At 71.1% G+C, this 23,318-nt stretch carries 25 protein-coding genes and 7 pseudogenes; 20 read left to right on the forward strand and 12 right to left on the reverse strand.

The features are described from left to right. Positions 1–3: 3 nt before the first annotated feature. The 3 genes from LP418_RS15560 to LP418_RS15570 all read right to left on the reverse strand — a co-directional run bounded on the left by LP418_RS15560 (position 4) and on the right by LP418_RS15570 (position 1,653). Positions 4–747 (reverse strand): phosphoglyceromutase, encoded by a 744-nt coding sequence (locus tag LP418_RS15560; protein ID WP_257952753.1) that lies wholly within the window; start codon positions 745–747, stop codon positions 4–6. Positions 748–870: 123 nt separating this feature from the next. Next, positions 871–1,272 (reverse strand): hypothetical protein, encoded by a 402-nt coding sequence (locus LP418_RS15565; protein ID WP_257952754.1) that lies wholly within the window; start codon positions 1,270–1,272, stop codon positions 871–873. Positions 1,273–1,293: 21 nt separating this feature from the next. After that, positions 1,294–1,653 carry a hypothetical protein gene (locus LP418_RS15570; RefSeq protein WP_257952755.1) on the reverse strand — a complete coding sequence of 120 codons (360 nt, stop codon included), beginning with the start codon at positions 1,651–1,653 and terminating at the stop codon, positions 1,294–1,296. A gap of 13 nt (positions 1,654–1,666) precedes the next feature. Here LP418_RS15570 and LP418_RS15575 point away from each other — a divergent pair, with 13 nt between their 5' ends. Continuing rightward, complete coding sequence (locus LP418_RS15575; protein WP_257952756.1) at positions 1,667–1,819, forward strand: hypothetical protein; 153 nt, start codon at positions 1,667–1,669, stop codon at positions 1,817–1,819. Here the strand turns inward: LP418_RS15575 and LP418_RS15580 are convergent. Beyond that, the gene (locus LP418_RS15580; RefSeq protein ID WP_257952757.1) at positions 1,816–2,124 is read right to left on the reverse strand and encodes a hypothetical protein; all 309 of its coding nucleotides are present in this window, start codon (positions 2,122–2,124) and stop codon (positions 1,816–1,818) included. The genes LP418_RS15575 and LP418_RS15580 overlap by 4 nt on opposite strands. A 190-nt stretch (positions 2,125–2,314) precedes the next feature. Here LP418_RS15580 and LP418_RS15585 point away from each other — a divergent pair, with 190 nt between their 5' ends. After that, on the forward strand, positions 2,315–2,800 hold the full coding sequence (locus LP418_RS15585) for a CarD family transcriptional regulator (RefSeq protein WP_257952758.1): 486 nt from the start codon (positions 2,315–2,317) through the stop codon (positions 2,798–2,800). A 156-nt stretch (positions 2,801–2,956) separates the two neighbouring features. On the opposite strand, the gene LP418_RS15590 is transcribed toward LP418_RS15585, so the two are convergent. After that, on the reverse strand, positions 2,957–3,229 hold the full coding sequence (locus LP418_RS15590) for a hypothetical protein (protein ID WP_257952759.1): 273 nt from the start codon (positions 3,227–3,229) through the stop codon (positions 2,957–2,959). 1 nt (position 3,230) lies between these two features. On the opposite strand from LP418_RS15590, the gene LP418_RS15595 reads away from it, so the two are divergent. Further along, entirely contained in the window at positions 3,231–3,446 is a 216-nt protein-coding gene (locus tag LP418_RS15595; protein ID WP_257952760.1) for a hypothetical protein, read from the forward strand. Positions 3,447–3,450: 4 nt separating this feature from the next. Here LP418_RS15595 and LP418_RS15600 read toward each other — a convergent pair whose 3' ends face one another. After that, the gene (locus tag LP418_RS15600) at positions 3,451–4,122 is read right to left on the reverse strand and encodes an IspD/TarI family cytidylyltransferase (protein WP_257952761.1); all 672 of its coding nucleotides are present in this window, start codon (positions 4,120–4,122) and stop codon (positions 3,451–3,453) included. Between the two features lie 128 nt (positions 4,123–4,250). Here LP418_RS15600 and LP418_RS15605 point away from each other — a divergent pair. Next, a pseudogene (locus LP418_RS15605) lies at positions 4,251–5,237 on the forward strand (MFS transporter); the annotation flags it as partial. A 44-nt stretch (positions 5,238–5,281) separates the two neighbouring features. On the opposite strand, the gene LP418_RS15610 reads toward LP418_RS15605, so the two are convergent. After that, positions 5,282–5,446 carry a hypothetical protein gene (locus LP418_RS15610; protein ID WP_257952762.1) on the reverse strand — a complete coding sequence of 55 codons (165 nt, stop codon included), beginning with the start codon at positions 5,444–5,446 and terminating at the stop codon, positions 5,282–5,284. A gap of 95 nt (positions 5,447–5,541) precedes the next feature. On the opposite strand from LP418_RS15610, the gene LP418_RS15615 reads away from it, so the two are divergent. The 4 genes and pseudogenes from LP418_RS15615 to LP418_RS30980 all read left to right on the forward strand — a co-directional run bounded on the left by LP418_RS15615 (position 5,542) and on the right by LP418_RS30980 (position 9,233). Further along, the gene (locus tag LP418_RS15615) at positions 5,542–5,790 is read left to right on the forward strand and encodes a hypothetical protein (RefSeq protein ID WP_257952763.1); all 249 of its coding nucleotides are present in this window, start codon (positions 5,542–5,544) and stop codon (positions 5,788–5,790) included. Between the two features lie 42 nt (positions 5,791–5,832). After that, complete coding sequence (locus LP418_RS15620) at positions 5,833–7,833, forward strand: molybdopterin oxidoreductase family protein (protein WP_257952764.1); 2,001 nt, start codon at positions 5,833–5,835, stop codon at positions 7,831–7,833. After that, positions 7,830–8,099, forward strand: a complete 270-nt coding sequence (locus LP418_RS15625; RefSeq protein WP_257952765.1) for an FAD-dependent oxidoreductase — start codon at positions 7,830–7,832, stop codon at positions 8,097–8,099. Before LP418_RS15620 ends, LP418_RS15625 begins: the two co-directional genes overlap by 4 nt. 4 nt (positions 8,100–8,103) lie before the next feature. Next, positions 8,104–9,233: pseudogene (locus LP418_RS30980) on the forward strand (FAD-dependent oxidoreductase). 31 nt (positions 9,234–9,264) lie between these two features. Here the strand turns inward: LP418_RS30980 and LP418_RS15640 are convergent. The 3 genes from LP418_RS15640 to soxR are packed head-to-tail and all read right to left on the reverse strand — an operon-like array spanning position 9,265 to position 10,461. Next, positions 9,265–9,651 carry a TylF/MycF family methyltransferase gene (locus LP418_RS15640; RefSeq protein ID WP_257952766.1) on the reverse strand — a complete coding sequence of 129 codons (387 nt, stop codon included), beginning with the start codon at positions 9,649–9,651 and terminating at the stop codon, positions 9,265–9,267. Continuing rightward, complete coding sequence (locus tag LP418_RS15645; RefSeq protein ID WP_257952767.1) at positions 9,648–9,938, reverse strand: hypothetical protein; 291 nt, start codon at positions 9,936–9,938, stop codon at positions 9,648–9,650. The genes LP418_RS15640 and LP418_RS15645 overlap by 4 nt, the downstream gene beginning before the upstream one ends. Before the next feature lie 46 nt (positions 9,939–9,984). Beyond that, a complete protein-coding gene (gene soxR, locus LP418_RS15650; RefSeq protein ID WP_257952768.1) occupies positions 9,985–10,461 on the reverse strand; it encodes a redox-sensitive transcriptional activator SoxR in 477 nt (158 codons plus the stop codon). Positions 10,462–10,507: 46 nt separating this feature from the next. On the opposite strand from soxR, the gene LP418_RS15655 reads away from it, so the two are divergent. The 8 genes and pseudogenes from LP418_RS15655 to LP418_RS15685 all read left to right on the forward strand — a co-directional run bounded on the left by LP418_RS15655 (position 10,508) and on the right by LP418_RS15685 (position 16,488). Beyond that, a complete protein-coding gene (locus tag LP418_RS15655; protein WP_257952769.1) occupies positions 10,508–11,191 on the forward strand; it encodes an SDR family NAD(P)-dependent oxidoreductase in 684 nt (227 codons plus the stop codon). After that, positions 11,191–11,355: pseudogene (locus LP418_RS33580) on the forward strand (hypothetical protein); the annotation flags it as partial. The gene LP418_RS15655 and the pseudogene LP418_RS33580, both read left to right, overlap by 1 nt. A 154-nt stretch (positions 11,356–11,509) precedes the next feature. Next, a complete protein-coding gene (locus tag LP418_RS15660) occupies positions 11,510–12,235 on the forward strand; it encodes an S-adenosylmethionine:tRNA ribosyltransferase-isomerase (protein ID WP_257952770.1) in 726 nt (241 codons plus the stop codon). Positions 12,236–12,511: 276 nt separating this feature from the next. After that, positions 12,512–14,323 (forward strand): annotated as a pseudogene (gene nirB, locus LP418_RS15665) (nitrite reductase large subunit NirB); the annotation flags it as partial. A 73-nt stretch (positions 14,324–14,396) separates the two neighbouring features. Continuing rightward, positions 14,397–14,654 (forward strand): annotated as a pseudogene (locus LP418_RS15670) (nitrite reductase (NAD(P)H)); the annotation flags it as partial. 363 nt (positions 14,655–15,017) lie between these two features. Further along, positions 15,018–15,371, forward strand: a complete 354-nt coding sequence (gene nirD, locus LP418_RS15675; RefSeq protein ID WP_257957061.1) for a nitrite reductase small subunit NirD — start codon at positions 15,018–15,020, stop codon at positions 15,369–15,371. Beyond that, complete coding sequence (locus tag LP418_RS15680) at positions 15,368–16,159, forward strand: uroporphyrinogen-III synthase (protein ID WP_257952771.1); 792 nt, start codon at positions 15,368–15,370, stop codon at positions 16,157–16,159. Before nirD ends, LP418_RS15680 begins: the two co-directional genes overlap by 4 nt. Continuing rightward, positions 16,156–16,488, forward strand: coding sequence for a winged helix-turn-helix domain-containing protein (locus LP418_RS15685; protein ID WP_257952772.1), 333 nt, complete (start codon positions 16,156–16,158; stop codon positions 16,486–16,488). The genes LP418_RS15680 and LP418_RS15685 overlap by 4 nt, the downstream gene beginning before the upstream one ends. Before the next feature lie 214 nt (positions 16,489–16,702). On the opposite strand, the pseudogene ispF reads toward LP418_RS15685, so the two are convergent. Further along, positions 16,703–17,204 (reverse strand): annotated as a pseudogene (gene ispF, locus LP418_RS15690) (2-C-methyl-D-erythritol 2,4-cyclodiphosphate synthase). A 16-nt stretch (positions 17,205–17,220) separates the two neighbouring features. Here ispF and LP418_RS15695 point away from each other — a divergent pair. Then, positions 17,221–17,682 carry a hypothetical protein gene (locus tag LP418_RS15695; protein WP_257952773.1) on the forward strand — a complete coding sequence of 154 codons (462 nt, stop codon included), beginning with the start codon at positions 17,221–17,223 and terminating at the stop codon, positions 17,680–17,682. Beyond that, positions 17,612–18,739: a molybdopterin-dependent oxidoreductase gene (locus LP418_RS15700; RefSeq protein ID WP_257952774.1), complete on the forward strand. Its 1,128-nt coding sequence runs from the start codon at positions 17,612–17,614 to the stop codon at positions 18,737–18,739. The genes LP418_RS15695 and LP418_RS15700 overlap by 71 nt, the downstream gene beginning before the upstream one ends. An 840-nt stretch (positions 18,740–19,579) precedes the next feature. Here the strand turns inward: LP418_RS15700 and LP418_RS15710 are convergent. Further along, positions 19,580–20,527 (reverse strand): peptidase C39 family protein, encoded by a 948-nt coding sequence (locus tag LP418_RS15710; protein ID WP_257952776.1) that lies wholly within the window; start codon positions 20,525–20,527, stop codon positions 19,580–19,582. Positions 20,528–20,875: 348 nt separating this feature from the next. Here LP418_RS15710 and cysS point away from each other — a divergent pair. Both cysS and rlmB read left to right on the forward strand, forming a co-directional pair. Next, positions 20,876–22,290, forward strand: a pseudogene (gene cysS / locus LP418_RS15715) (cysteine--tRNA ligase). After that, positions 22,290–23,249 (forward strand): 23S rRNA (guanosine(2251)-2'-O)-methyltransferase RlmB, encoded by a 960-nt coding sequence (gene rlmB / locus LP418_RS15720; protein ID WP_257952777.1) that lies wholly within the window; start codon positions 22,290–22,292, stop codon positions 23,247–23,249. Before cysS ends, rlmB begins: the two are co-directional and overlap by 1 nt. Positions 23,250–23,318: the final 69 nt, after the last annotated feature.

Consider the following 23,318-nt stretch of genomic DNA (forward strand, 5'->3'; position numbering starts at 1 on the left):
TGCTCAGCGACCCCGGTTCGCCACGGCCGCGGCGGCGGCAGCAGCGGCCTCGGGGTCGAGGTACTCGCCACCGGCCACGGTCGGCTTGAGCGACTCGTCGAGGCGGTAGAGCAGCGGCATCCCGGTCGGGATGTTGAGCCCGGCGATGTCCTCGTCGGAGATCCCGTCGAGGTGCTTGACCAGCGCGCGCAGGGAGTTGCCGTGGGCGGCGACGAGGACGGTCTGGCCGGCCTGCAGGTCGGGGACGATCGCGGATTCCCAGTAGGGCAGGAAGCGGGCGATGACGTCCTTGAGGCACTCGGTGCGCGGCAGGTCGTCGCCGAGGTCGGCGTAGCGCGGGTCGCCGGCCTGCGAGAACTCCGAGGAGTCGTCGAGCGGCGGGGGAGGGGTGTCGAACGAGCGGCGCCAGAGCATGAACTGCTCCTCGCCGTACTCCTCGAGCGTCTGCTTCTTGTCCTTGCCCCGGAGCGCGCCGTAGTGGCGCTCGTTGAGGCGCCACGAGCGCTTCACCGGGATCCAGTGGCGGTCGGCGGCGTCGAGGGAGAGGTGCGCGGTGGTGATGGCGCGCCGTTGCAGCGAGGTGTGCACCACGTCCGGGAGGAGCCCGGCGGCCACGAGCAGCTCGCCGCCCCGGACGGCTTCGGCGCGGCCCTTGTCGGTCAGGTCGACATCGACCCAGCCGGTGAAGAGGTTCTTGGCGTTCCAGTCGCTCTCGCCGTGGCGGAGCAGGACCGGGGTGTAGGTCATCAGGCTCAGTGCTCCGACTCGGAGTGCTCGGCTTCTTCGGTGGGCTCCTCGGCCGGCGCGGGGCCGTCGAGGTCGGCGTAGTAGCCGTCGTTCTCCACGACCGGCACGTCCATGACGACGCGCTCACCGTTGTCGAAGCCGAGCGAGACCTCGACGAAGTTGCCGGCCTCGAACTCGCCGGTGAGCTTCAGGTCGGCGGCCGGCTCGGCCGAGGTTGACCGGGCCGCCCTTCGGCACCACGACGGGCTCGAGCTCGACGGGCGTGCCGCCGGTCAGCGAGAGCTCGGTGAGCGAGACGTCGGTGTCCCGGTCGCGGTTGGAGAGCGAGGCGACGAACGTGCCCGACCCCGGCTCAGTGGACACGACCACGGCCGCGAGCACCTTGACGGTGCCGTCGTGGTCGTTGGTCCCCACGCTGGGGGTGTAGTAGCGGTCGGTCGCGTAGTCGAAGCCGCACGAGGACAGGCCGGTCGTGGCCAGTGCGACGGCGGCGGTCGTGAGCGCGAAGGAGCGTCGGAACTGCATGGCGCACAGCCTAGCGTCGACTCAGGTCAGTCCGATCGCCTGTCCCGCGATGAGTTGGGCCACAACGACGGCGGCCGTGAAGACACCCGACAGGACGAGCAGTCGCGGCGCCCCGATCTTGAGCGCGAAGCGCAGCGGCAGCGAGCGCAGGCCGTCCCGGTTGTCGGGCACCAGCCCGGGCAGCGAGCGCAGGAAGTGCACGCCCAGCCCGAGCAGCCCGGCCAGCACGGTCATCACCACGGTGGGCGGGGTGTCCGCTCCGGTGCCGTTCCATCCGCCGTACGCGAGGTAGGCGGGGTAGAGGGCGAACTGCAGCACCCACGGCACGAAGGACAGTGCGCTGCCGCGCAGGAACCGGTTGGCGATGAAGCCGATCAGCAAGGCGATCAGGTAGGTGCCACCCGCGCGAGCCGGCGCTGAGGGCGAGGGGTACGACGAGGAGCAGCGCGCAGGTCACGCTGAACCACGCCGTGCCGGGGTCGAGCAGACCGCTGCCGATCGGCTTGCCATCGATGTCGTGGCGCTCGTCGCGCACGCGGTCGACTAGTCGTTGTCCCAGCCGAGCATGGTCTGTCCGGCCAGCACGGTGACGAAGACCGGGCCGATCTCGCGCAGCGGCCGCCCCGCGATGCCGGCCGCGATCGCGAGGCCGGCAGCAGTGAGGACGGCCTGCTTGGGGTGCGCGGCCTTCAGCAGCAGCACCGGCAGGGTCTCGCCCAGCCTGAACGGGTGCTTCTCGACGTCCTCGACCCGCGCCGGCGGGGGTGGAGGCGTCGGAGCGGGATCGGCGTGCGGCGTACCGACAGGAGCGTCCGCGGAGGCACGCTTGCGCAGACGCTTGAGGGGCGACATGGGACGCAGTATGTCCACATCTGGGCCCTGCGAGGGGACGTTGCGGGTGTCGGGACGGGCGAAACCTGTCCGCCCGGACCATACGAATGCCCGTCTGTCAAGATCGCATGTGGCCTCTGACCTGCGCAAACGATGTCGGAGGGTCACCGGTGCCGTGTTAGACTGGTCACCTAGGAAGGGGTACAAATACATGACTTTCACCGTCGGCGAAACGGTTGTTTACCCAAATCACGGGGCCGCTGTCATCGAAGAGATCGAGACGCGGACGATCAAGGGTGAGGACCGGGAATACCTCGTCCTTCGGATCGTTGCCCAGCAGGACCCGGTCGTGCGGGTCCCGGCCATGAACCTCGACCTCGTGGGTGTCCGCGACGTGGTCGACAAGGAGGGCCTCGAGCGCGTGTTCGACGTCCTGCGCGCGGCGCACGTCGAGGAGCCGACCAACTGGTCGCGCCGCTACAAGGCCAACCTCGAGAAGCTCCACTCCGGCGACGTCATGAAGGTGGCCGAGGTCGTCCGCGACCTGTGGCGCCGTGAGCGCGACCGCGGCCTGTCGGCCGGCGAGAAGCGGATGCTGGCGAAGGCTCGCCAGATCCTCGTCTCCGAGCTCGCGCTCGCCGAGCACACCAACGAGGACAAGGCCGAGGCCATCCTCGACGAGGTGCTCGCGTCCTGACGCACTGATCTACCAGTGGGGCCCCGGCTGATGCCGGGGCCCCACTGCATTTGGACCGGCGGAGCGCATTTAGGTTGGGCGGGCGATGGACTACTTCGACGATGAGACACCCCCGGCGCTCGGGATCCTGCTCGACCAGGACCGCGGCTCGCTGCCCTACTCGTTGATCCATGGCGAGGCGCTCGTAGCCTGCGCGGCTCGGGCGCTCGGCGATGCCGGCGTGACGCCCCTCGACTCGGGCATCACACGGATGCGGTCCGCCGCTCCGGCGAACCGGTCGTCCTGCACGACTCGCTGTGCCCGATGACGCCCGCCGAGTTCATCGCCTCGTGCGTACGCCGCTCGCTGGCCGACGACGTCGTCGTGGTCGGCACCCGGCCGGTCACGGACACGATCAAGGAGCTCGCCGACGGCCCGGGTGGGTGCCACGGTGGACCGTTCCGAGCTGGTGTCCGTGGCGTCGCCGGTGGTGCTGCCCCCGTCCGTCGCTTCGACCCTCGTCGACGACCCGGGCTCCGACCTCGTCGCGCTCGTCGCGCGGTTGGCTGGGGATCACCCGGTCGTGCTGGTCGAGGCTCCCGCGTCCGCCCGTCGCGTGAGCACTGCCGAGGAGATCGCCGTGCTCGAGGCGCTCACCGCCCGCTGACTGGCTACAGCAGCCGTTCGGCGAGGGCCACGTCCTCGGGGAACGTGATCTTCAGGTTGCGCGCGCTGCTGGGGACGGCGGCGATCTCGACGTCACCGTGCGACGCGAGCACCGCCGCGGTGTCGGTGCCCTCGAAGCCCGACCCGGCCGCTGCGCGGTGGGCGGCCAGCAGCAGGTCGGCACGAAACGCCTGCGGAGTCTGTACGGCGCCGTGCTCGCCGACGAGCGGCACCAGCCCGGTCGTCATCAGCCCGTGCGCGGGGACCACCGGGATCGCGCCGCCGTGCTCCCGGGCGGCGACCAACGTCGCGTCGAAGAGTGCGGCCCCGGCGAGGGGGCGGGCGCCGTCGTGGATCGCCACCGGGTCCACCTCGCCGGACTCGATCCCCGGTGCGAGGTGCTGCAGGGCCGCCCACTCCGAGGCGTGCCGGGTCTCGCCGCCGTCGACGAGCACGACCTCCGCGTCGCCGAGGAACAGGGCGAGCGCATCCGCCACGGCGCTGCGGTCCGCGGGACGGATGACGACCACGATGCGGCGTACGTCAGTGGCGGCGAGGGCGTCGCGCACCGACCGGGCGAGGACCGGACGGTCGCCGAGGGGGAGCAGGACCTTGTTGACCTCGGCCCCGACGCGGGTGCCCGAGCCCGCGGCGACGATGACGACGGCGGCTGGCATGGGATGACCCTATAGCCCGCCGTGAGGTCGTGAGGACAAGTTGACTCCTGCGTGAAACAAACGGACGCGAACGCGAAACCTCGGCTTCCTACGGTTCCGGCATACCCCTGAATCGAGGAGTCGCTCCCATGACCACCACCGCGTTGCCCCCTGAGTCCGCCTACCGAGGCGGCGTCACCATCGACCACTGGACCCCCGAGGACGACGCCTTCTGGGAGTCGACCGGCACGCAGGTCGCCAAGCGCAACCTGACCCGGTCGATCTTCTCCGAGCACCTCGGCTTCTCGGTCTGGCTGCTGTGGTCGGTCAGCGCGGCGCTGCTGCCGAAGGCCGGCTTCACGTTCACGGTGAGCCAGCTCTTCCTGCTGGTCGCGATCCCCAACCTGATCGGCGCGCTGATCCGGCTGCCCTACACCTTCGCGGTGCCGAAGTTCGGCGGTCGCAACTGGACGATCGTCAGCGCCATGGCGCTGCTCGTCCCGACGCTGCTCTTCGCGTGGGCCGTGCAGCACCCCGAGACGCCCTACTGGGTGTTCTGCCTGATCGCCGCGACGGCGGGTCTCGGCGGCGGCAACTTCGCCAGCTCGATGGCCAACATCAACTTCTTCTACCCCACCAAGAAGAAGGGGATGGCGCTCGGCCTGAACGCGGCCGGCGGCAACCTCGGCGTCGCCGTCATCCAGTTCTTCCTGCCGATCATCGTCGGCGGGGCGGGCGTCTTCGGCCCGGTCCGGGCCAGCGAGGGTGGCTTCCACCTCGAGCGCGCGGGCTACCTCTACGCCGTCCTCGCCGTCGTCGCCGGGGTCTCCGCCTTCTTCTTCATGAACAACCTGTCCGGGGCCAAGTCGAGCCCGCGCGAGCAGATGAAGGTGCTCAAGTACAAGCACACCCGGGTGATGTCGTTCCTCTACATCGGCACCTTCGGATCCTTCATCGGCTACTCCGCCGCGATGCCGCTGCTGATCAAGCTCAACTTCTGGAACCAGCCCCTGCCGACGGTCCCGGGCATCGGCATCAACTTCGCCTACTACGCCTTCCTCGGTGCCCTCGTCGGCTCGGTCGCGCGCCCCCTCGGTGGCTGGCTGGCTGACAAGTACGGCGGGGCGCGGGTCACCCTCTGGACGTTCGTCGCCATGATCGTCGGCACCATCGCAGTGATCTACACGTTGACGCTGCTCACCGCCGTACCCAAGCCCCCGGCCGGTGCCCCGGCGCCCGACCCGGCGACGTTCCAGTACTCCGACGCGGTCGTCACGGCCGTCAACGCCAACTCCGACATCTTCCCGTTCTTCCTCGCGGCCTTCCTCTTCGTCTTCGCGGCCACGGGCATCGGCAACGGGTCGACCTACCGGATGATCCCGCTGATCCCGGCCAACCGGGCTCGACGCAACGCCACCCCCGAGACCGCGGGGTGCCGCGATGCTCAAGGCGACCAAGGAGTCCAGCGCCGTCATCGGCATCGCCGGCGCGATCGGCGCGCTGGGCGGCTTCCTGATCCCGATGACGTTCGGTGCTCCGTGGATCGAGGACCCGGTCTCGGCGGTCAAGGTCGCCTTCGGGGTGTTCACTGGCTTCTACGTGGTCTGCCCGGCCACGACCTGTTTCGTCTACGTCCGCACGGTCAGCTTCGCGGGTCGTGCGCCGAGCCTTGCGGGAGCCAACATCTGATGACCACCACGCACTGTCCCTACTGCTCGCTGCAGTGCAGGCATGCGGTTGACCGGACGCATCACCCCAGTCGTCGAGACATGGGACGAGTTTCCGGTCAACCGCGGTGCGTTGTGCCGCAAGGGATGGAGCGCTGCCGGTCTGTACGCCGGTCGCGAGCGGCTCACCACACCCTTGCTGCGCGACCGGGCGACCGGGGAGTTCACCCCGGTCAGCTGGGACGAGGCGCTCGACACGATCGCCTCGAGGCTCAGCGCCCTGCAGGCCGAGCACGGCAAGGACACGGTCGGCGTCTTCGGTGGCGGCGGGCTCACCAACGAGAAGGCCTACCAGCTCGGGAAGTTCGCCCGGGTCGCGGTCGGCACCTCGCAGATCGACTACAACGGCCGCTGGTGCATGTCGTCGGCCGCCTCGGCCGGGACGCGGGCCTTCGGTCTCGATCGCGGCCTGCCGTTCCCGCTCGCGGACATCGAGGAGGCCGACGTCGTCGTGCTCGTCGGGTCCAACATGGCCGAGACGATGCCGCCCGCGGCGCGCCACCTCGACGCCCTCCGGGAGCGCGGGGGCCGGGTCGTGGTGATCGACCCGCGGCGTACGGCGACCGCGGACCGTGCCGACGTGTTCGTGCAGCCGGTCCCGGGATCCGACCCGGCGCTGGCGCTCGGAGTGCTGCACCTGCTGGTGGTGGGCGACCCGGTGGACACGGACTACATCTCCGCCCGCACCAGCGGTTGGGAGGCCGTGCGCGACTCGGTCGGCGCGTGGTGGCCGGAGCGCGTCGAACGCGTCACCGGTGTGCCCGCGTCGGAGGTGCGCGAGCTGGCTGCCCTGCTGGCGGGTGCCGGCAAGGTCATGGTGCTGACGGCGCGCGGGGCGGAGCAGCACGCGACCGGCTCGGACACGGTGCTGGCCTGGATCAATGTCGCGCTGGCACTGGGGATGCCCGGAAAGCCGGGAGCGGGCTACGGCTGCCTGACCGGCCGGGGCAACGGCCGGGGCGGGCGCGAGCACGGCCAGAAGGCCGACCAGCTGCCGGGCTACCGGATGATCGACGACCCGGCCGCGCGATCGCACGTCGCGGGCGTGTGGGGGGTGGCTGCTGATTCCCTGCCCGGCAAGGGGCGATCGGCGTACGAGCTGCTGGACGCCCCGGGTCAGGAGGACGGACCCTCCGCACTGCTCGTCTTCGGGTCCAACATCGTGGTCTCCGCGCCCAACGCGACGCACGTGACGTCGCGGCTCGAGGCGCTCGACCTGCTGGTGGTCGCCGACATCGTGCTGTCCGAGACCGCCGCCATCGCGGACGTCGTGCTGCCCGTGACGCAGTGGGCCGAGGAGACCGGCACCATGACCAACCTCGAGGGCCGGGTGATCCTGCGGCAGCGCGCGGTCTCGCCGCCGACGGGGGTGTGGTCGGACCTCGACGTGATCGCGGGCCCGGCGTCGCGGCTGGGATCGCCCATCTCATTTTCGACCGACCCCGAGGAGATCTTCGAGGAGCTGGGGCGCGCGTCCGCCGGCGGCAAGGCCGACTACGCCGGCATCACCTACGACCGGATCCGGTCCGAGCACGGGGTGTTCTGGCCGTGCCCGACCGCTTCTCATCCGGGGACTCCGCACATGTTCGTGGACTCCTTCGCCCACCCCGATGGGCTGGCCCGGTTCCTTGCCGTCGAGCACCGCGGACCGGCCGAGGTCCCGGACAGCGACTTCCCGGTCCATCTCACGACGGGGCGCGTGCTCGCGCAGTACCAGTCCGGCGCGCAGACTCGTCGGGTGCGCGATCTCCCCGACACCGGGCCCTTCGTCGAGCTGCACCCGATGCTGGCAGGGCGCATCGGCGCGGTCGACGGTTCGCCCGTGACCGTCGCGACGAGGCGCGGCTCGATGAGCGCGCCCGCCCGGGTGGTCACGACCATCCGGCCGGACACGATCTTCGTGCCCTTCCACTGGGTCGGCGCCAACCGGCTCACCAACGACGCGCTCGACCCGGCCTCGCGGATGCCTGAGTTCAAGGTGTGCGCAGCGGCGGTCACCGCATGACGACGTCCGAACGCCTCGTCGTCGTCGGCGGCGGCATGGCCGCGGTGCGCTTCGTGGAGGAGCTCGTCTCTCGCTCCTATGCCGGGACGGTGACGGTGCTTGCGGACGAGCCGCATGCGCCGTACAACCGGATCCTGCTGTCCGCCGTGCTCGAGGGGACGCACAGCGTCGACGCGATCACGCTGCGGCCGGCGTCGTGGTTCGCCGAGCAGGGCGTCGACTTGCGCCTCGGCGCGCGTCCTCGAGATCGACCGGCCGGCCGGTGAGGTGATGCTCGTCGACGGCACCCGCATCGCCTTCGACAAGCTCGTGCTCGCGACCGGGTCCATCCCGACGCTGCCGCCGATCCGGGGGCTGGTGCGCTTCGACGGCTCGCTGCACCCGAAGGTGCACGCCTTCCGCTCGATCGCCGACTGCCGTGGGCTCGACAAGGCCGCGGTGCCCGACGCTCGTGCCGTGGTCGTCGGCGGCGGCCTGCTCGGCCTCCGGGTCGCGCGGGCGCTGTCGATCCGCGGCCTGCACACCGAGATCGTGGAGGGCGCCGAGCACCTGCTCGCCTCGCAGCTGGGTGAGCCCGGCGGGCGCGTGCTCGCGCGCGACCTGCGGCGGCTCGGCACGGCCGTCTACACCGGTGCCCGCGCGATCCGGATGACGGACGAGGGCGTGCGGCTCGACACCGGCTACGAGCTCAGCGCCGACTGGTCGTGCTCACCGCCGGTGGGCGGCCGTCGACGGCGCTCGCCCGGCGGGCCGAGCTGATGGTACGGCGAGGAGTCGTCGTCGACTCGTCCCTGCGCTCGGTCACCGACGACCGCATCCACGCGATCGGCGACTGCGCCGAGCACCGGCGTCGCGTCACCGGCTTCGTGCCGCCGGCCCGGGAGCAGGCGGTCGTGCTCGCCGACGTGCTCACCGGTGGCACCACTCGCTACGACGGGTCGCGCAGCGTCGCGCGGCTGCGCGCCACCGACCTCGAGGTGGCCGTGCTCGGCGATCCCGAGCGGGCGACCGGCGAGGTGGTCGAGATGACCAACCCGATCGCGGGCTCGCACCGACGGCTGGTCGTCGAGGGCGGCGTGATCGTGGCCGCGGCGCTCGTCGGCGACCTGTCGCGCGTCGGGCTGATCACCCAGCTCTACGACCGGGGGACGGTGCTCGGGCCCGACGAGCCGGGTCAGCTGCTCCTCGGGGAACCGGCCTCCGCGCCGGTGGCGCTGCCGGACGATGCCGAGGTCTGCGCGTGCGGGGGGGTCTCGGCCGGCTCGATCCGGGCGTGCTCGTCGTTCGAGTCCTGTCGCGAGTCCACCCGCGCGACCACCGGGTGTGGTGGCTGCGAGTCGGTCGTGCGGCGCCTGCTGGCCGAGTCGGCGCAAGCTGACAGCCGAGTCGGCGCAAGTTGACAGCCGAGTCGGCGCAAGTTGACCGGCCGCGCTAGCGAATGACCTCGGGACCGCGTACCAGCGCACCCTTGTGGCCGACCCGGATGAACGGGAGCCCGCGGGCCTCGATGAACTCGCGATAGGCCCGGAGCGAGCCGTCCCACGGGTTGTCGGGCAGGCAGTCGTCGAGCACGATCCCGCCGCCGGGCGCGAGCATCGGGTAGACGGCCTCGAGCACCTTCATCGTGGGTTCATAGACGTCGATGTCCAGCAGCAGCGCACCCACGGACGTCAGAGACGACCAGTCGAACGCGCTCGCATCGCCCTCCACGATCCGGAAGGCGTCGTAGCCCTGCTTGCGGAGGTTGCGCTCGAAGCGGTGGGCGTCGCCGTACCGGAACTTGTCGTATTCACGAGGATCCTTGCCGCGCTCTTTCACCTCGACCTCGATCGAGTCGGGGGGTGAACCCGGAGAACGTGTCGAACAGGTGCAGCCGGCGCTCGTCCTCGACGTCGCGCAGGTGCTCGAGCAGGAAGACCGACGTGTCGCCCCCGGGCGACCCCGACCTCCGCGACCGCAGCACCGGTGCCGCGCGTGGCTTCGATCAGGCCGACCATCGCGGCGAGCTGCGCCGGGTTGATCTTGTAGGGATAGGTCGGCGACATGGTGCGCCGCAGGACCGGAATCCGGTAGGCCAAATATTTCGCGCGCTCGCGTGCATTCAAGACGACTCCCCCGTGAGTGTGAGTCGCGAGCCTAGTCGCGAGGGTGTCAGCGCCGAGTGGGGTGTGGCTTGCGCAGCGAGTCGGGGAGGAGGCCCGCCCCGGGCGCCTTCTCGGAGCCGGCCACCCAGTCGCCCGGGTTGGAGAACGCGCAGCGCTGCAGGCTCAGGCAGCCGCAGCCGATGCAGGACTCCAGCCCGCTCTTCAGCCGCTCGAGGGCGGAGATCTGTTCATCGAGCCGGCCCCGCCAGTGCTGGGAGATCTTGTGCCAGTCGGCCTTCGTCGGCGTGCGGTTGGCGGGCAGGCGGGAGAGCTCGTCCTTGATCTCCTCGAGTGTCAGCCCGACGTTGGACGCGGCCCGGATGAACGCGAGCCGGCGAAGCACACTTCGCTCGAATCGTCGCTGACCGCCACCTGATCGGGTGGCGTGGATCAGTCCCTCCGACTCGTAGAAGCGCAGGGCCGACGCGGCGAAGCCGCTGCGCTCCACGATCTCGCCGATCGACAGCACATCTCGCTTGTCCATGGTTTCCCCTTGAACTCAAGTTCACTTTAACTTTAATGATTGCTGCATGACCACGAATACACAAGCACGGGTGGCACTCGTCACCGGAGGAACCGCGGGTCTCGGGCTCGCGCTGACCGGGGCGCTGGCAGCCGACGGCTGGCACGTCATCACCGACGGGAGGAACGAGGGACGCATCAAGGAGGCGGACCTCCCCGCCGACGTACACGCGATCGTCGGTGACATCACCGACGCCGACCACCGCAGCGCACTCGTCAACGCGGTGTGGGAGCGGGGACGGCTCGACCTGCTCGTCCACAACGCCAGCACCCTCGGCCCGCTGCCGATGCGCACCCTCGGCGAGATCACGATCGCGGACATGGCCGACGCCCGGCGGACCAATGTCGGCGCCCCGCTCGTGCTGACCGGCGAGCTGCTGCCGTGGCTGCGCCCGGGGGAGTCGACCCTCGTCTCGATCAGCTCCGATGCGGCCGTCAACCACTACGAGACGTGGGGCCTGTACGGCGCCGGCAAGGCCGCCCTCGACCATGTGACGCTCACCTTCGGTGCCGAGACCGGCGTTGCGGCGTACGCCGTTGACCCCGGCGACATGCGCACGCAGATGCACCAGGACGCGTTCCCCGGCGAGGACATCTCGGACCTGCCGTTGCCGGAGACGGTCGTGCCGAGCCTGCTGCGTCTGCTCGACGCACGTCCGGCGTCCGGGCGCTACAAGGCGGTGGACTTCTGATGACGACCCTCAGCGAGGCACCCGGCGTCCACTTCGAGGCCTCCTCCTTTGCGCCGCGGCCCGCCGAGTGGCGCGGGTTGGCGCGCGACCGGGTGCGGCTCTCGGTGGGGACGCGCGACGGCATCAGCCATGTCCGCTTCCACGACCTGCGCGACCACCTGCGGGCCGGCGACGTGCTCGTCGTCAACAACTCCGCCACCGTCAACGGTGAGATCGATGCGACCCTGTACGGCGCGCCCATCGTGCTGCACGCCGCGGCCGTGCTCGACGACGGCGACCGGGTGGTCGAGCTGCGCTCCGCCCGATGCCGCGTGCGCTGTGCTCGATGCGGTGCCCGGCGACGTCGTGCAGGTCGGCGACGTCCGCGTGACGCTGGCCGAGCCCCCGGCCGACGACCTCGTCGCCGACCGGGAAGGGGAACAGGCTCTGGCGGGCGCGGGTCCGAGGCGACCCGGATGCGGTGCTGGAACGTGTGGGGAGACCGATCGCCTACGGCTACCTCGACCGTCGCTATCCCCCCGGCCTCCTACCAGACGGTCTTCGGGACCGGAGCCGGGCAGCGCCGAGATGGCCTCGGCCGGACGTCCCTTCACCGAGGCGCTGGTCACCACGCTCGTCGCCAGCGGCATCGCCTTCGCCCCGGTCACGCTGCACACCGGGGTGTCCTCCCGAGAGGCCGGCGAGGCGCCGGGGCCGGAGTGGTTCGAGGTGCCGGAGTCGAGCGCGAGGTTGATCAACGCCGCGCGTGCCGGCGGCGGGCGGGTGGTCGCGGTCGGCACTACGGCCACCCGGGCGATCGAGTCCGCGGTGCGCGACGGCGCCGTCGTGAAGGCCGGCGGCTGGACCGACCGCATCATCACCCCGGCCGCCCGGCCGCAGGTGGTCGACGGGCTGATCACCGGCTGGCACGACCCGCACGCCTCACACCTGCTCCTCGTCGAGGCGGTGGCCGGACGGGCGCTCACGCAGGCGGCGTACGACGCGGCCGTGGAGAACGGCTACCTGTGGCACGAGTTCGGGGACTCGGCGCTGCTGCTGCCGTAGCTTGCGCCGACTCGGTGTGCCACTTGCGCCGACTCGGTGTGCCACTTGCGCCGACTCGGCGTGCAGCTTGCGCCGACTCGGCGTGCTGTGAGGAGCGTGAGTGAGGGTTTTCCTCCCCGAAACATTGGGAAACACCCGCCAAAACATGGCCTTCCTACTGTCACTGCATGACGCACCTGCGCCCCACACTCGTCGTTGTCGGCCACGGCATGGTCGGCCACCGCTTCGTCCAGGGCAGCCATCGAGCGCGGCCTGACCGAGACCCACGACATCGTCGTGCTCGGCGAGGAGCCGCGCGCGGCCTACGACCGCGTCGCGCTGACCAGCTTCTTCGCCGCCGAGAGCGCCGACGAGCTGTCACTGCTCCCGAAGGGGGAGTACGACGACCCGCGCGTGCGCCTCGTCCTCGACGCCGCCGTCACCGCGATCGACCGGGTGGCCCGCACCGTCACCTACGTCTCGCCCGCCCCCCGCGCCACGCAGGAGCCGCTCGCCAACCCGGGCGCGGTCCACACGATCGGCTACGACGCCGTCGTGCTGGCGACCGGTGCGGCCCCGTTCGTGCCCCCGGTGCCCGGCAAGGAGCTCGACAACGTCTTCGTCTACCGCACCATCGAGGACCTCGAGGCCATCCGCGAGGCGTCGACGACGGCCACCGCCGGTGCGGTCATCGGCGGTGGGCTGCTCGGTCTCGAGGCCGCCAACGCCCTGCACCAGCTCGGCGTGCAGACCCACGTCGTCGAGATGGCGCCACGGCTGATGGCGGTCCAGATCGACGACGCCGGCGGGGCCACGCTCAAGCGCCACATCGAGCAGCTCGGGCTCAACGTCCACACGGGCGTGATGACCGAGCTGATCGACGGCGACGACGACGGAGTCGTCAGCGGCCTCAAGTTCAAGGACGTCGAGGAGCCGCTAGCGGTCGAGATCGTCGTCTTCTCCGCCGGCATCCGCCCCCGCGACGCCTTGGCCCGCGAGTGCAACCTCGACGTCGCCGAGCGCGGTGGCGTCCCGGTCGACGAGCAGTGCCGCACCTCCGACGCGAGCATCTTCGCCATCGGCGAGTGCGCCGCTCCCGGCGGCAAGATGTACGGCCCGGTCGCCCCCGGCTACGCCATGGCCGAGGTCGTCGTCGACGCGCTCCTCGAGGGCCCGGGCGCGTTCACCGGTGCCGACATGTCCACCAAGCTCAAGCTGCTCGGCGTCGACGTCGCCAGCTTCGGTGACGCCTTCGCCGCCACCGACGGCGCGCTCGAGCTCGTCTACTCCGACGCCGTCGCCGGCGTCTACAAGAAGCTCGTGATCAGCGAGGACGGCACCCGGTTGCTGGGCGGGATCCTCGTCGGCGACGCATCGGCGTACGGCGTGCTCCGACCGCTCGTCGCCAGCGGCATCGCGCTCCCGGCCAACCCGGAGTCGCTGATCCTGCCCGCGTCGTCGGGCGCCGCGCCGATCGGGATGCCCGACGAGGCGCAGGTCTGCTCGTGCAACGACGTCACCAAGGCGCAGATCAAGCACGCGGTCAGCGAGGAGGGCTGCGAGACGGTCGCCGACGTCAAGAAGTGCACCCGCGCCGGCAGCACCTGCGGCAGCTGTGTCAGCGTCGTCAAGAACATCATAGAGGAGCACTTCGAGAGCGTCGGCAAGGTCGTCGACAAGGGGCTGTGCGAGCACTTCCGGCTCAGCCGGCAGGAGCTCTTCGACGTCGTCGCGGTGCACGGCTACAAGCGGTTCGACGACATCGTCGAGTCCCACGGCACGGGTCGCGGCTGCGACATCTGCAAGCCCGCGATCGCCAGCATCCCGGCCAGCCAGTTCAACGGGCACGTGCTCGACCGCGACAACCGGCAGCTGCAGGACACCAACGACGCCTACCTCGCGAACATCCAGCGCAACGGCACCTACTCCGTCGTGCCGCGTATCCCCGGCGGCGAGATCACGCCCGAGAAGCTGATCGTCATCGGTGAGGTCGCGCGCGACTTCAACCTCTACACGAAGATCACCGGCGGCCAGCGGATCGACCTGTTCGGTGCGCGGATGGAGGAGCTGCCCGCGATCTGGCGCCGGCTCGTTGACGCCGGCTTCGAGTCCGGCCACGCCTACGGCAAGTCGCTGCGGACGGTGAAGTCCTGCGTCGGTTCGACCTCGGTGCCGCTTCGGCGTGCAGGACAGCGTCGGTCTCGCGATCGCGCTCGAGCTGCGCTACCGCGGCTTGCGCAGCCCGCACAAGCTCAAGGGCGGCGTCAGTGGTTGTGCGCGCGAGTGCGCCGAGGCCCGCGGCAAGGACTTCGGGGTCATCGCCACCGAGAAGGGGTGGAACCTCTACGTCGGCGGCAACGGCGGCGCCGTGCCGGCCCACGCACGGCTGCTCGCCGGCGACCTCGACACGGAGACGCTGATCTCCTACCTCGACCGCTTCCTCATGTACTACATCCGTACGGCCGACCGGCTCCAGCGCACGGCCGGCTGGATCGAGTCCCCTGGACGGTGGGCTCGACCGCGTCCGCGAGGTCGTCGTCGACGACTCGCTGGGCTTGGGTGCCGAGCTGGAGGCCGAGATGGCCCGGCACGTCGGCGGCTACTTCGACGAGTGGAAGGCGACCCCGGAGGACCCGGAGAAGCTCGGCCGCTTCGTCTCCTTCGTCAACGCGCCCGACACCCCGGACCCGGCCATCTCCTTCACGGAGGAGCGCGGCCAGATCCGGCCCGCGGGCCCCGACGAGCCGGTGATGCTGGCGACGACCATCTCGGTGGGCGCTCCGGTCGTAGCGGGGGTGCTGTGATGACGCGCGGGGACCGCACGTGGGAGAAGGTGTGTCTCGTGCAGGACCCGGAGGTCGAGCGTGGCGTGACCGCGCTGGTGCACGGCCGGGCGGTCGCGATCTTCCGCACCCACGACGGCGAGGTCTATGCGCTCGGCAACCACGACCCGTTCGCGAAGGCGTCCGTGCTGGCGCGCGGCATCGTCGGCACCCGTGAGGGCGTGCCGTTCGTGGCCAGCCCGATGCACAAGCACGCCTTCGACCTGCGGACCGGGCAGTGCCTCGACGACGAGCACGCCAGCGTCCCGTCCTACGACGTGCTGATCGAGGGCGGCGTCGTGCACATCGGCGGCCGGCGGCGTGCGGTGGCATGAGCAATCGTGATCTGCCGCTCGACGGCTACCGGATCGGGGTGACCGCCGCCCGCAAGGTCGAGGAGCAGATCGCCCTGCTGGAGCGCCGCGGTGCCAAGGTCGACTGGGCGCCGGTCCTCTCCAGCGACCCCAACCAGGTCGACGATGCGCAGCTGCGTACGGCGACGGAGGCGGTCCTCGCCGAGCCGATCGACATCTTCGTCGCCACGACGGGCATCGGCATGAAGACCCGGTTCGAGGCGACCGAGGAGTGGGGGCTGCACGACCGGCTCGTCGCCGCGATCAGCGCCTCCGAGGTGCTCGCGCGCGGGCCGAAGAGCGTAGGAGCCCTGCGCCGGCGCGGGATCCGTGAGCTGTGGGCACCCGACTCTGAGTGCTTCGAGGACGTGCTCGCGCACCTGCGCGGGCGTGACCCGGCCGGGATGCGCATCGTGGTGCAGGAGCACGGCCAGTCCCTCTCGATGGTCGCGCACGCGCTGCAGCGCCGGGGCGCTCGTGTCGACGTCGTGACCGTCTATCGCGTCGCCAGCGCGGGAGGATCCGGAGCCGATGTTCCGGATGGTCGACCTGATCGCCGATCGCAAGCTCGACGCGGTCACCTTCACCTCCGCCCCCGCCGTCGCCGCGCTGATGTCGGTCGCCGGCGTCACCGGTCGCCGCGACGAGGTCGTCGCCGCCTTCCCGGGCCGACGTCGTCGCGACGTGCGTCGGTCCGGTCACCGCCGCCGCGTTCGAGATGTGGGGAGTGCCGACGATCATGCCCGAGCGGTCGCGTCTCGCCGCGATGATCAAGCTGCTCGAGACCGAGCTGCCCTCCCGCAGGGACGGTCTGACGATCGAGGTCGCCGGACACTTCCTGCTGCTGCACGGCGACATGGTGCTGCTCGACGGGACCGAGATCCGGCTCTCGCCCGCGCCACTGGCCGTCCTGCAGGCGCTCGTCGTCAACCCCGGCCACGTCGTCTCCCGCGGCGACCTCCTCGCCGCCCTGCCGAGCGGCACCGCCGGATCCGAGCACGCCGTCGAGATGGCGGTCGCGCGGTTGCGGGCTGCCCTCGGCACCCGGGTCGTGCAGACAGTGGTCAAGCGCGGCTATCGGCTGGCCATCGCGAGCTGAGCTCGCTTCGCCGCACTGACGTCGTCGATGCCGCCAACGGTCCGACGGTGGCGGCAGATTGCGAGTTCGAGGGCTGAGAAGTTGGCAGGTGCCGCCACCGTCGGGGCGACCGCCAAGTGAGGCAGTTCGCGGCGCGGATGGGTTCCGTGAGCGGGGGACAGCCACGGGTTCACGCGAACTACCTCAGTTGAGCGCGCGCTTCGCCGTACGCCGATCAGCCGGCCGGCACCACCACGGCCGTCGCGATGGCGGCGACGCCCTCGCCGCGCCCGGTGAGGCCGAGGCCGTCAGTGGTGGTCGCGCTGACGGAGACGGGAGCGCCGAGGGCGGCGGAGAGGACGGCCTCTGCTTCTGTACGGCGAGGGCCGAGCCGTGGGGCGTTGCCGATCACCCGGATGGCGACGTTGCCGATCTCGAAGCCCGCGGCGCGGACCCGCCGGGCCGACTCGGCCGGGAGCGTGGTCCCGGAGGCGCCCGCCCACTCGGGCTCGCTGGTGCCGAAGTGCGACCCGAGGTCGCCGATCCCGGCCGCGGAGAAGAGGGCGTCGCAGGCCGCGTGCGCGGCCACGTCGGCGTCGGAGTGACCCTCGAGCCCCGCGGGCCTCGTCGGGCCGAGCCGGGCCGGCGAGGTGCAGGGGGGCGCCGGGGACGAGGCGGTGGACGTCGGTGCCGATGCCGGTGCGGGGGAGGCTCACGCGTCGATCATGCCCGGTCATCGGACATGATGGACAGGTGGATGACAGCAGGGGTCGATGGGCAGCGGCCGGGGTCGTGACGATGGTCGTGGGTCTGGCCACGAGCTATGCCACGGCGATGGCCCTCACGATCCGCGAGTCGCCCGTGGTCGCGGTCGCCGAGCTGATCATCCGCATCACGCCGGGACCGCTCGCCGAGCGGCTCATCAGGTTCGTCGGACAGCTCGACAAGCCGCTGCTGATCCTCGGCATCATCCTGTTCCTGCTGGCGATGGGCGCGCTGGCCGGCTCGCTCTCGCGCCACAGCGTCATCAAGCCCATCCCGGTCTGGCTCGTGCTGGCCTGCCCGGGCGCCGGCGCGGTGATGGTCCAGCCGGGGGCGCGCATCGTCGATGTGCTGCCCGTGGTCGTGGGGTTCGTGACCCTGGGTGACCGTCCTGTCCGCACTGGTCGGTCCGCTCGTCACTGCCCGTCACCACCCCGAGCTCGAGTCGCGTGAGCGCCGTGTCTTCCTGATGGTTGCCGGAGTCCTCGGGCTGGCCGCTGTCGGCATCGCCGGCGCCGGCCGGATCGTGGGCAGCGGCCGTCGCCACGTCGCGGAGAGCCGCCGGCTGCTGCGGCTCGACGGCGTGACCCGGCCGCTGTCACCGGCGGGCACCGCGATCGGCCTGTCCGGGGTCGACCCGTGGCAGACGCCCAACGACGACTTCTACCTGATCCACACGGCGATCTCGGTGCCGACGATCGAGCCGAAGGACTGGACACTGCGCATCCACGGCCTCGTCGATCGTGAGCTCACGCTCACCTACAACGACCCGGTCGCCCGCGAGCTGACCGAGTCGTGGATCACCCTCAACTGCGTGAGCAACGAGGTCGGCGGCGACCCGGTCGGCAACGCGTGGTGGAGCGGGATCCGGATCGCCGACATCCTCGAGGAGGTCGGACTGGACCCGTCCGCCGACTGCATCCTGCAGACCTCCGAGGACGGCTGGAACTGCGCGACACCGCTGTCCACGTTGACCGACGAACGCAACGCGATGCTGGCCGTGGCGATGAACGGAAAGCCGTTGCCGATCGAGCACGGCTTCCCGGTGCGCACGATCGTGCCCGGGCTCTACGGCTACGTCTCGGCCACCAAGTGGGTCGTCGACTACGAGGTCACGCGCTTCAGCGACGTGGAGGCGTTCTGGACCCAGCGCGGCTGGTCGGAGCAGGGTCCGGTCAAGATCGCGTCGCGCATCGACGTACCCCGCTCCGGGGCCGACGTCGCCACCGGCGACGTCAATGTCGGCGGCTTGGCGTGGGCCCAGCACATCGGCATCGACTCGGTGGAGGTCTCGGTCGACGGCGGCGAGTGGGCGGGTGCGCAGCTCGCGGAGACGCCCAACGAGGACACGTGGGTGCAGTGGGCGCTGACCGTGACGCTCGACGAGGGCGAGCACGAGATCCGGGTCCGGGCGATAGACAAGAACGGGTTGGAGCAGACGGGCGTACGCCGCGACGTGGTGCCCGACGGCGCCACCGGCTGGCACACGATCGACGTCACCGCGAGCTAGGACGCCCAGACGTGGCGCACCTCGTCGACGAGGTCGGCCGACTGGCGCAGCCCGGCGCGGGCCGCATCGGCACGCTTGGCCGGGTCGAGGAGGTTCTTGCCGAAGGCGGCCAGCGCCTCGGGATCCGGGGTGATGACGCTCCACTCGCGGTGCGACCCGTTCGAGCTGTGCGCGGATCGAAGTCTTCTTGCTGAGGGCCCGGGGCAGGGGAGCCAGCACCACGACGCGCTCGGCGCCGGCCGCCGTGTCGACGTTGGCGGTCGAGCGCATGCCGCCGTCGATGTAGTGCTTGCCGTCGATCGCGACCGGTGGCCACACGGTCGGCACCGCGCAGCTCGCCGCGACCGCGCTGACGACGTCGACCCCGCTGTCGCGGGGTGAAGACGGTGAACTCGCCAGACTCCGCCTCGACTGCGGTGATTCGCAGGTCTCGGTCGGGCCAGTCGTCGGTGTGGATCCGTGACCGGATCACGCCCTCGCGGTCGGCGCTGCCGGGCTGGTGGGACCTGAGGGCCAGCTTGCCGACGCGGGCCAGCTTGGTGCGACCGTCGCCGGGCAGCACGTAGGGCGGCACCATCTTCAGCAGCGCCAGCCGCGAGAGGCGTCCGCCGATCTCGGCGTCCGGAGGCGCGAGCTGTGTGGCGTAGAGGTCGGCGATCGCCGTACCGCTCGTGATCTGGACGCCGACCACCGACCCGGCCGACGTGCCGATCACCCGGTCCGCGTCGGTCAGGTCGATGCCTGCCTCCGCGAGCCCGGCCGGGATCCCCAGCTCCCACGCGATGCCGGTGATCCCGCCGCCACCCGGGACCAACGCAGTCGTCATGGCGTCAAACCTAGTCAGCGGTTGATCACGTAGACCACGCCTCCGCTGGCGTTGATCCAGATGTCCTCGAACTCGTCGCGGTCATAGACACGGCGTACGGCGCTGTTGTCGGCGCCCGCCGGGTCGTTGACGACCACGTCGCCGTCAGCCTCGAACCCGACGATCACCATCAGGTGCCCGTTGCTGGTCGAGATCGGCGCGCCGGTGAGCTGGTTGCGCCCGAACGCGACGGATGCGACCAGCGGCACGCCAGCGAGGATGTAGTCCTCCGCGGCGCGCAGGTCGGGCAGGCGGGTGACGTAGGCGTCGCCGGTGGTCAGGGTGCTGGCGTAGGCGGTGTTGAACGCCCAGTTGCCGGTGCCGTCGTAGGCGTGGTCGAAGACCGGGCGCGCGGTGTGGTCGACCCGGGCGTCCGCGTGGCCGGCGGTGATGTCGGTGAAGGGGCCGGGCTGCAGGCCGTAGTAGGCGAGCACCATCGCGGTCGACGTCGGCGAGCACCGGGCCTCGCCGCCGCCGCCCCACTGCGGGTAGTGGCCCGAGTGCGTCATCTGGGAGAAGGCGGGTACGTCGAGCACGGTCCCCGCGGCTGGTCCGGGGGCCGACGTCGGGGTGCTGCCGCGGGGTGCGAGGGCACTCGCCATCGCGCCGACCCGGTCGAGCCGCACGACCGGCCGGGTGGATGCGTTGCAGGTAGAGCCGCACCCGGACCTGCCACTGGGTGAGCGGGGTCGCGGCCTGCCGTGTGTCGACGCTGACGCGGGCCGGTCGTCGGTCTGGCTGCCCGGGGAGCGGCGCCGCAGTGCGGGGTTGTCCAGCGTCCACTCGGCCATCGAGTCCCAGCTGGAGACGGTGCCGTCGGCGGCCCGGCCGCGGACCTGCACCTTGACCACCGAGTCGCCCTCGGTGACGGCCTCCCTGTGTCGGGGATCAGCTGGGTGAGCCCGAAACCGGGCGCCGACCACGGCGAGGTCCAGTGCCGACCTGGTAGCTGCGGCCGCGGAGCTTGCCGGTGCGCGGCTTCTTCGGCACCAGCGAACCGGCCTTGACCCGGACGCCCCGGGAGCACGCCCGAGCGCCAGTCGGCGCCGGTGGACCAGGAGGTGTTGGCGATGCTCGAGGCGGCCCGGCGCTGCTCGGACGCCTGACTGGGCGCGCCAGTGGCGAGCGAGCAGGTGAGCAGGAGGAGGACAGGGGCGAGGGCGAGGCGACGTACCACCCGCAGACGGTAACCCGGCGACGTCCCACCTGTCCCATGAGTCACAGGCACCGGGGAATCAGGCCGGAGGGGCGCGCGCCCCTAGACTTGGCGGGTGACCCTGCGCCTCCATGACACTGCGACCCGCGAAGTTCGTGACTTCGTCCCCCTCGAGGAGGGGAAGGCGGGCATCTACGTCTGCGGTCTCACGGTGCAGTCGGAGCCGCACGTCGGGCACGTGCGCTCGGCCGTCAACTTCGACGTGCTGCGGCGCTGGCTGACGCGCAGCGGCTATGCCGTGCACTTCATCCGCAACGTCACCGACATCGACGACAAGATCCTCGCCAAGGCCGAAGAGCAGGGCCGTCCTTGGTACAACCTCGCCTACGCGATGCACGCCGAGCTGACGACCGCGCTGGCCTCGATCAACGTGCTGCCGCCGACCTACGAGCCCGGTGCGACCGGCACGATCCCCGAGATGCTCGAGCTGATCTCGGTGCTGATCGAGCGCGGCCACGCCTACCCGGCCGAGGACGGTTCGGGCGACGTCTACTTCGACGTGCGCTCCCGGGCGCCGTACGGCGAGCTGACCCGTCAAGGCATCGACGACATGGAACCGGCGACCGACGCGGACCCGCGCGGCAAGCGCGACCCCCGTGACTTCGCGCTGTGGAAGGGGCGGAAGTCCTCCGAGCCCGAGTCCGCCTCCCCGGCCCTCGCCCCGGGGTCGCGGGCGTCCCGGGTGGCACATCGAGTGCTCCGCGATGGCGTGGAAGTACCTCGGCCCGGCCTTCGACATCCACGGCGGCGGCGTCGACCTGCGCTTCCCGCACCACGAGAACGAGCAGGCGCAGTCGCGTGCCGCCGGCCACCCGTTCGCGTCCTACTGGCTGCACAACGCCCGGATCACCACGGCCGGCGAGAAGATGAGCAAGTCGCTCGGCAACTCGCTGCTGGTGCCCGAGGTGCTCAAGCGCGTGCGCGGCATCGAGCTGCGGTTCTACATGGTCAGCGCCCACTACCGCTCGCACGTCGAGTTCTCGTTCGAGGCGCTGGACGAAGCGGCCGTCGGCTTCCGCCGGATCGAGTCGTTCCCGGATCGCGCTGCGGTGGCCCTCGGTGGCGAGGTGCCGGCCGCCGGGATGCTGTGCGCGGAGTTCATCGAGGCGATGGACGACGACCTCGGCACACCCCGCGGCCGTTGCCGCGATCCACGACGTGGTTCGCGAAGGCAACAAGCTGCTGACAGACGGACCGAGCGACGCGCTGCGTGGTAACGCCGCGTCCGTGCGCGCCATGCTCGCGGTGCTCGGCCTCGACCCGGCCGACCCGGCCCGGGTGACCACGGGCGGCGCGAACGAAGAGAAGCTGACTGGCGCGATCGACGTACTGATCGCAGCCATGCTCGAGGACCGCGCGACCGCGCGGGCCGACAAGGACTGGGCCCGGGCGGACGCGATTCGCGACCGCATCAAGGCGGCCGGCATCGAGATCGAAGACACGCCCTCAGGGCCGAAGTGGAGCATGTAATGGCCGGAAATTCTCAGCGCAAGGGCTCGGTCCGCAAGGGCGGCAAGGGCGCGTCGGTCGGCTCCGGCGGCAACGTCCGGCGCGGCCTCGAGGGCAAGGGCCCGACGCCTCCCGCCAAGGACCGGCCCTACCACAAGGCCCACAAGTCAGCGAAGCGCACGGAGCGCGTCGAGTCCAAGCGACCCCCGCGTCGTACGACCAAGTCGACCGACGCCGAGTGGGTGGCCGGTCGCAACTCCGTCGTCGAGGTGCTCTCCGCCGGCATCCCCGTGACCGGTGTCTACGTCGCCGAGGGGGCCGAGCGCGACGGGCGACTTCGCGACGCCTTCAAGATGGCCGCGGAGCACGGCTACCCGCTGCTCGAGGTCACCCGCTCCGAGCTCGACCGGATGACCGCCGGCGCCGTCCACCGGGGCCTCGCGGCCCGGCTGCCGTCGTACGAGTACGCGCACGCCGACGACCTGCTCGACCGCGCCGCCGCGGCCGGTGAGCAGGCGCTGATCGTGGCGCTCGACTCCGTCACCGACCCGCGCAACCTCGGTGCCGTCGTCCGCTCGGCCTCCGGCTTCGGCGCGCACGGCGTGCTGATCCCCGAGCGTCGTGCCGCCGGCATGACCGCGGCCGCGTGGAAGTCCAGCGCCGGTGCCGCCGCCCGCATCCCGATCGCGCAGACGGTCAACCTCGTCCGCCAGCTCAAGTCGCTCCAGAACGCCGGCTGCATGGTCGTCGGCCTCGCCGCCGACGGCGAGATCACGCTGCCCGAGCTGGTCGCCGCCGACGGTCTCGCGACCGGCCCGCTGGTGGTCGTGGTCGGCTCGGAGGGCAAGGGCCCGGGCCGGCTCGTCACCGAGACCTGCGACACGACCGTCTCGATCCCGATGGCCAACCAGCTCGAGTCGCTCAACGCCGGAGTCGCGGCGTCGGTGACCCTGTATGCGATTGCGCAGGCCCGGAGCTAACCTCCGGCGGGTCCTGACGGGGCTCGTCCTCACGGCGGTGTGCCTCACCGTCGGGGTCTCGTCCGGGCT

Source organism: Nocardioides sp. B-3 (assembly GCF_024703895.1).
GTDB lineage: Bacteria > Actinomycetota > Actinomycetes > Propionibacteriales > Nocardioidaceae > Nocardioides.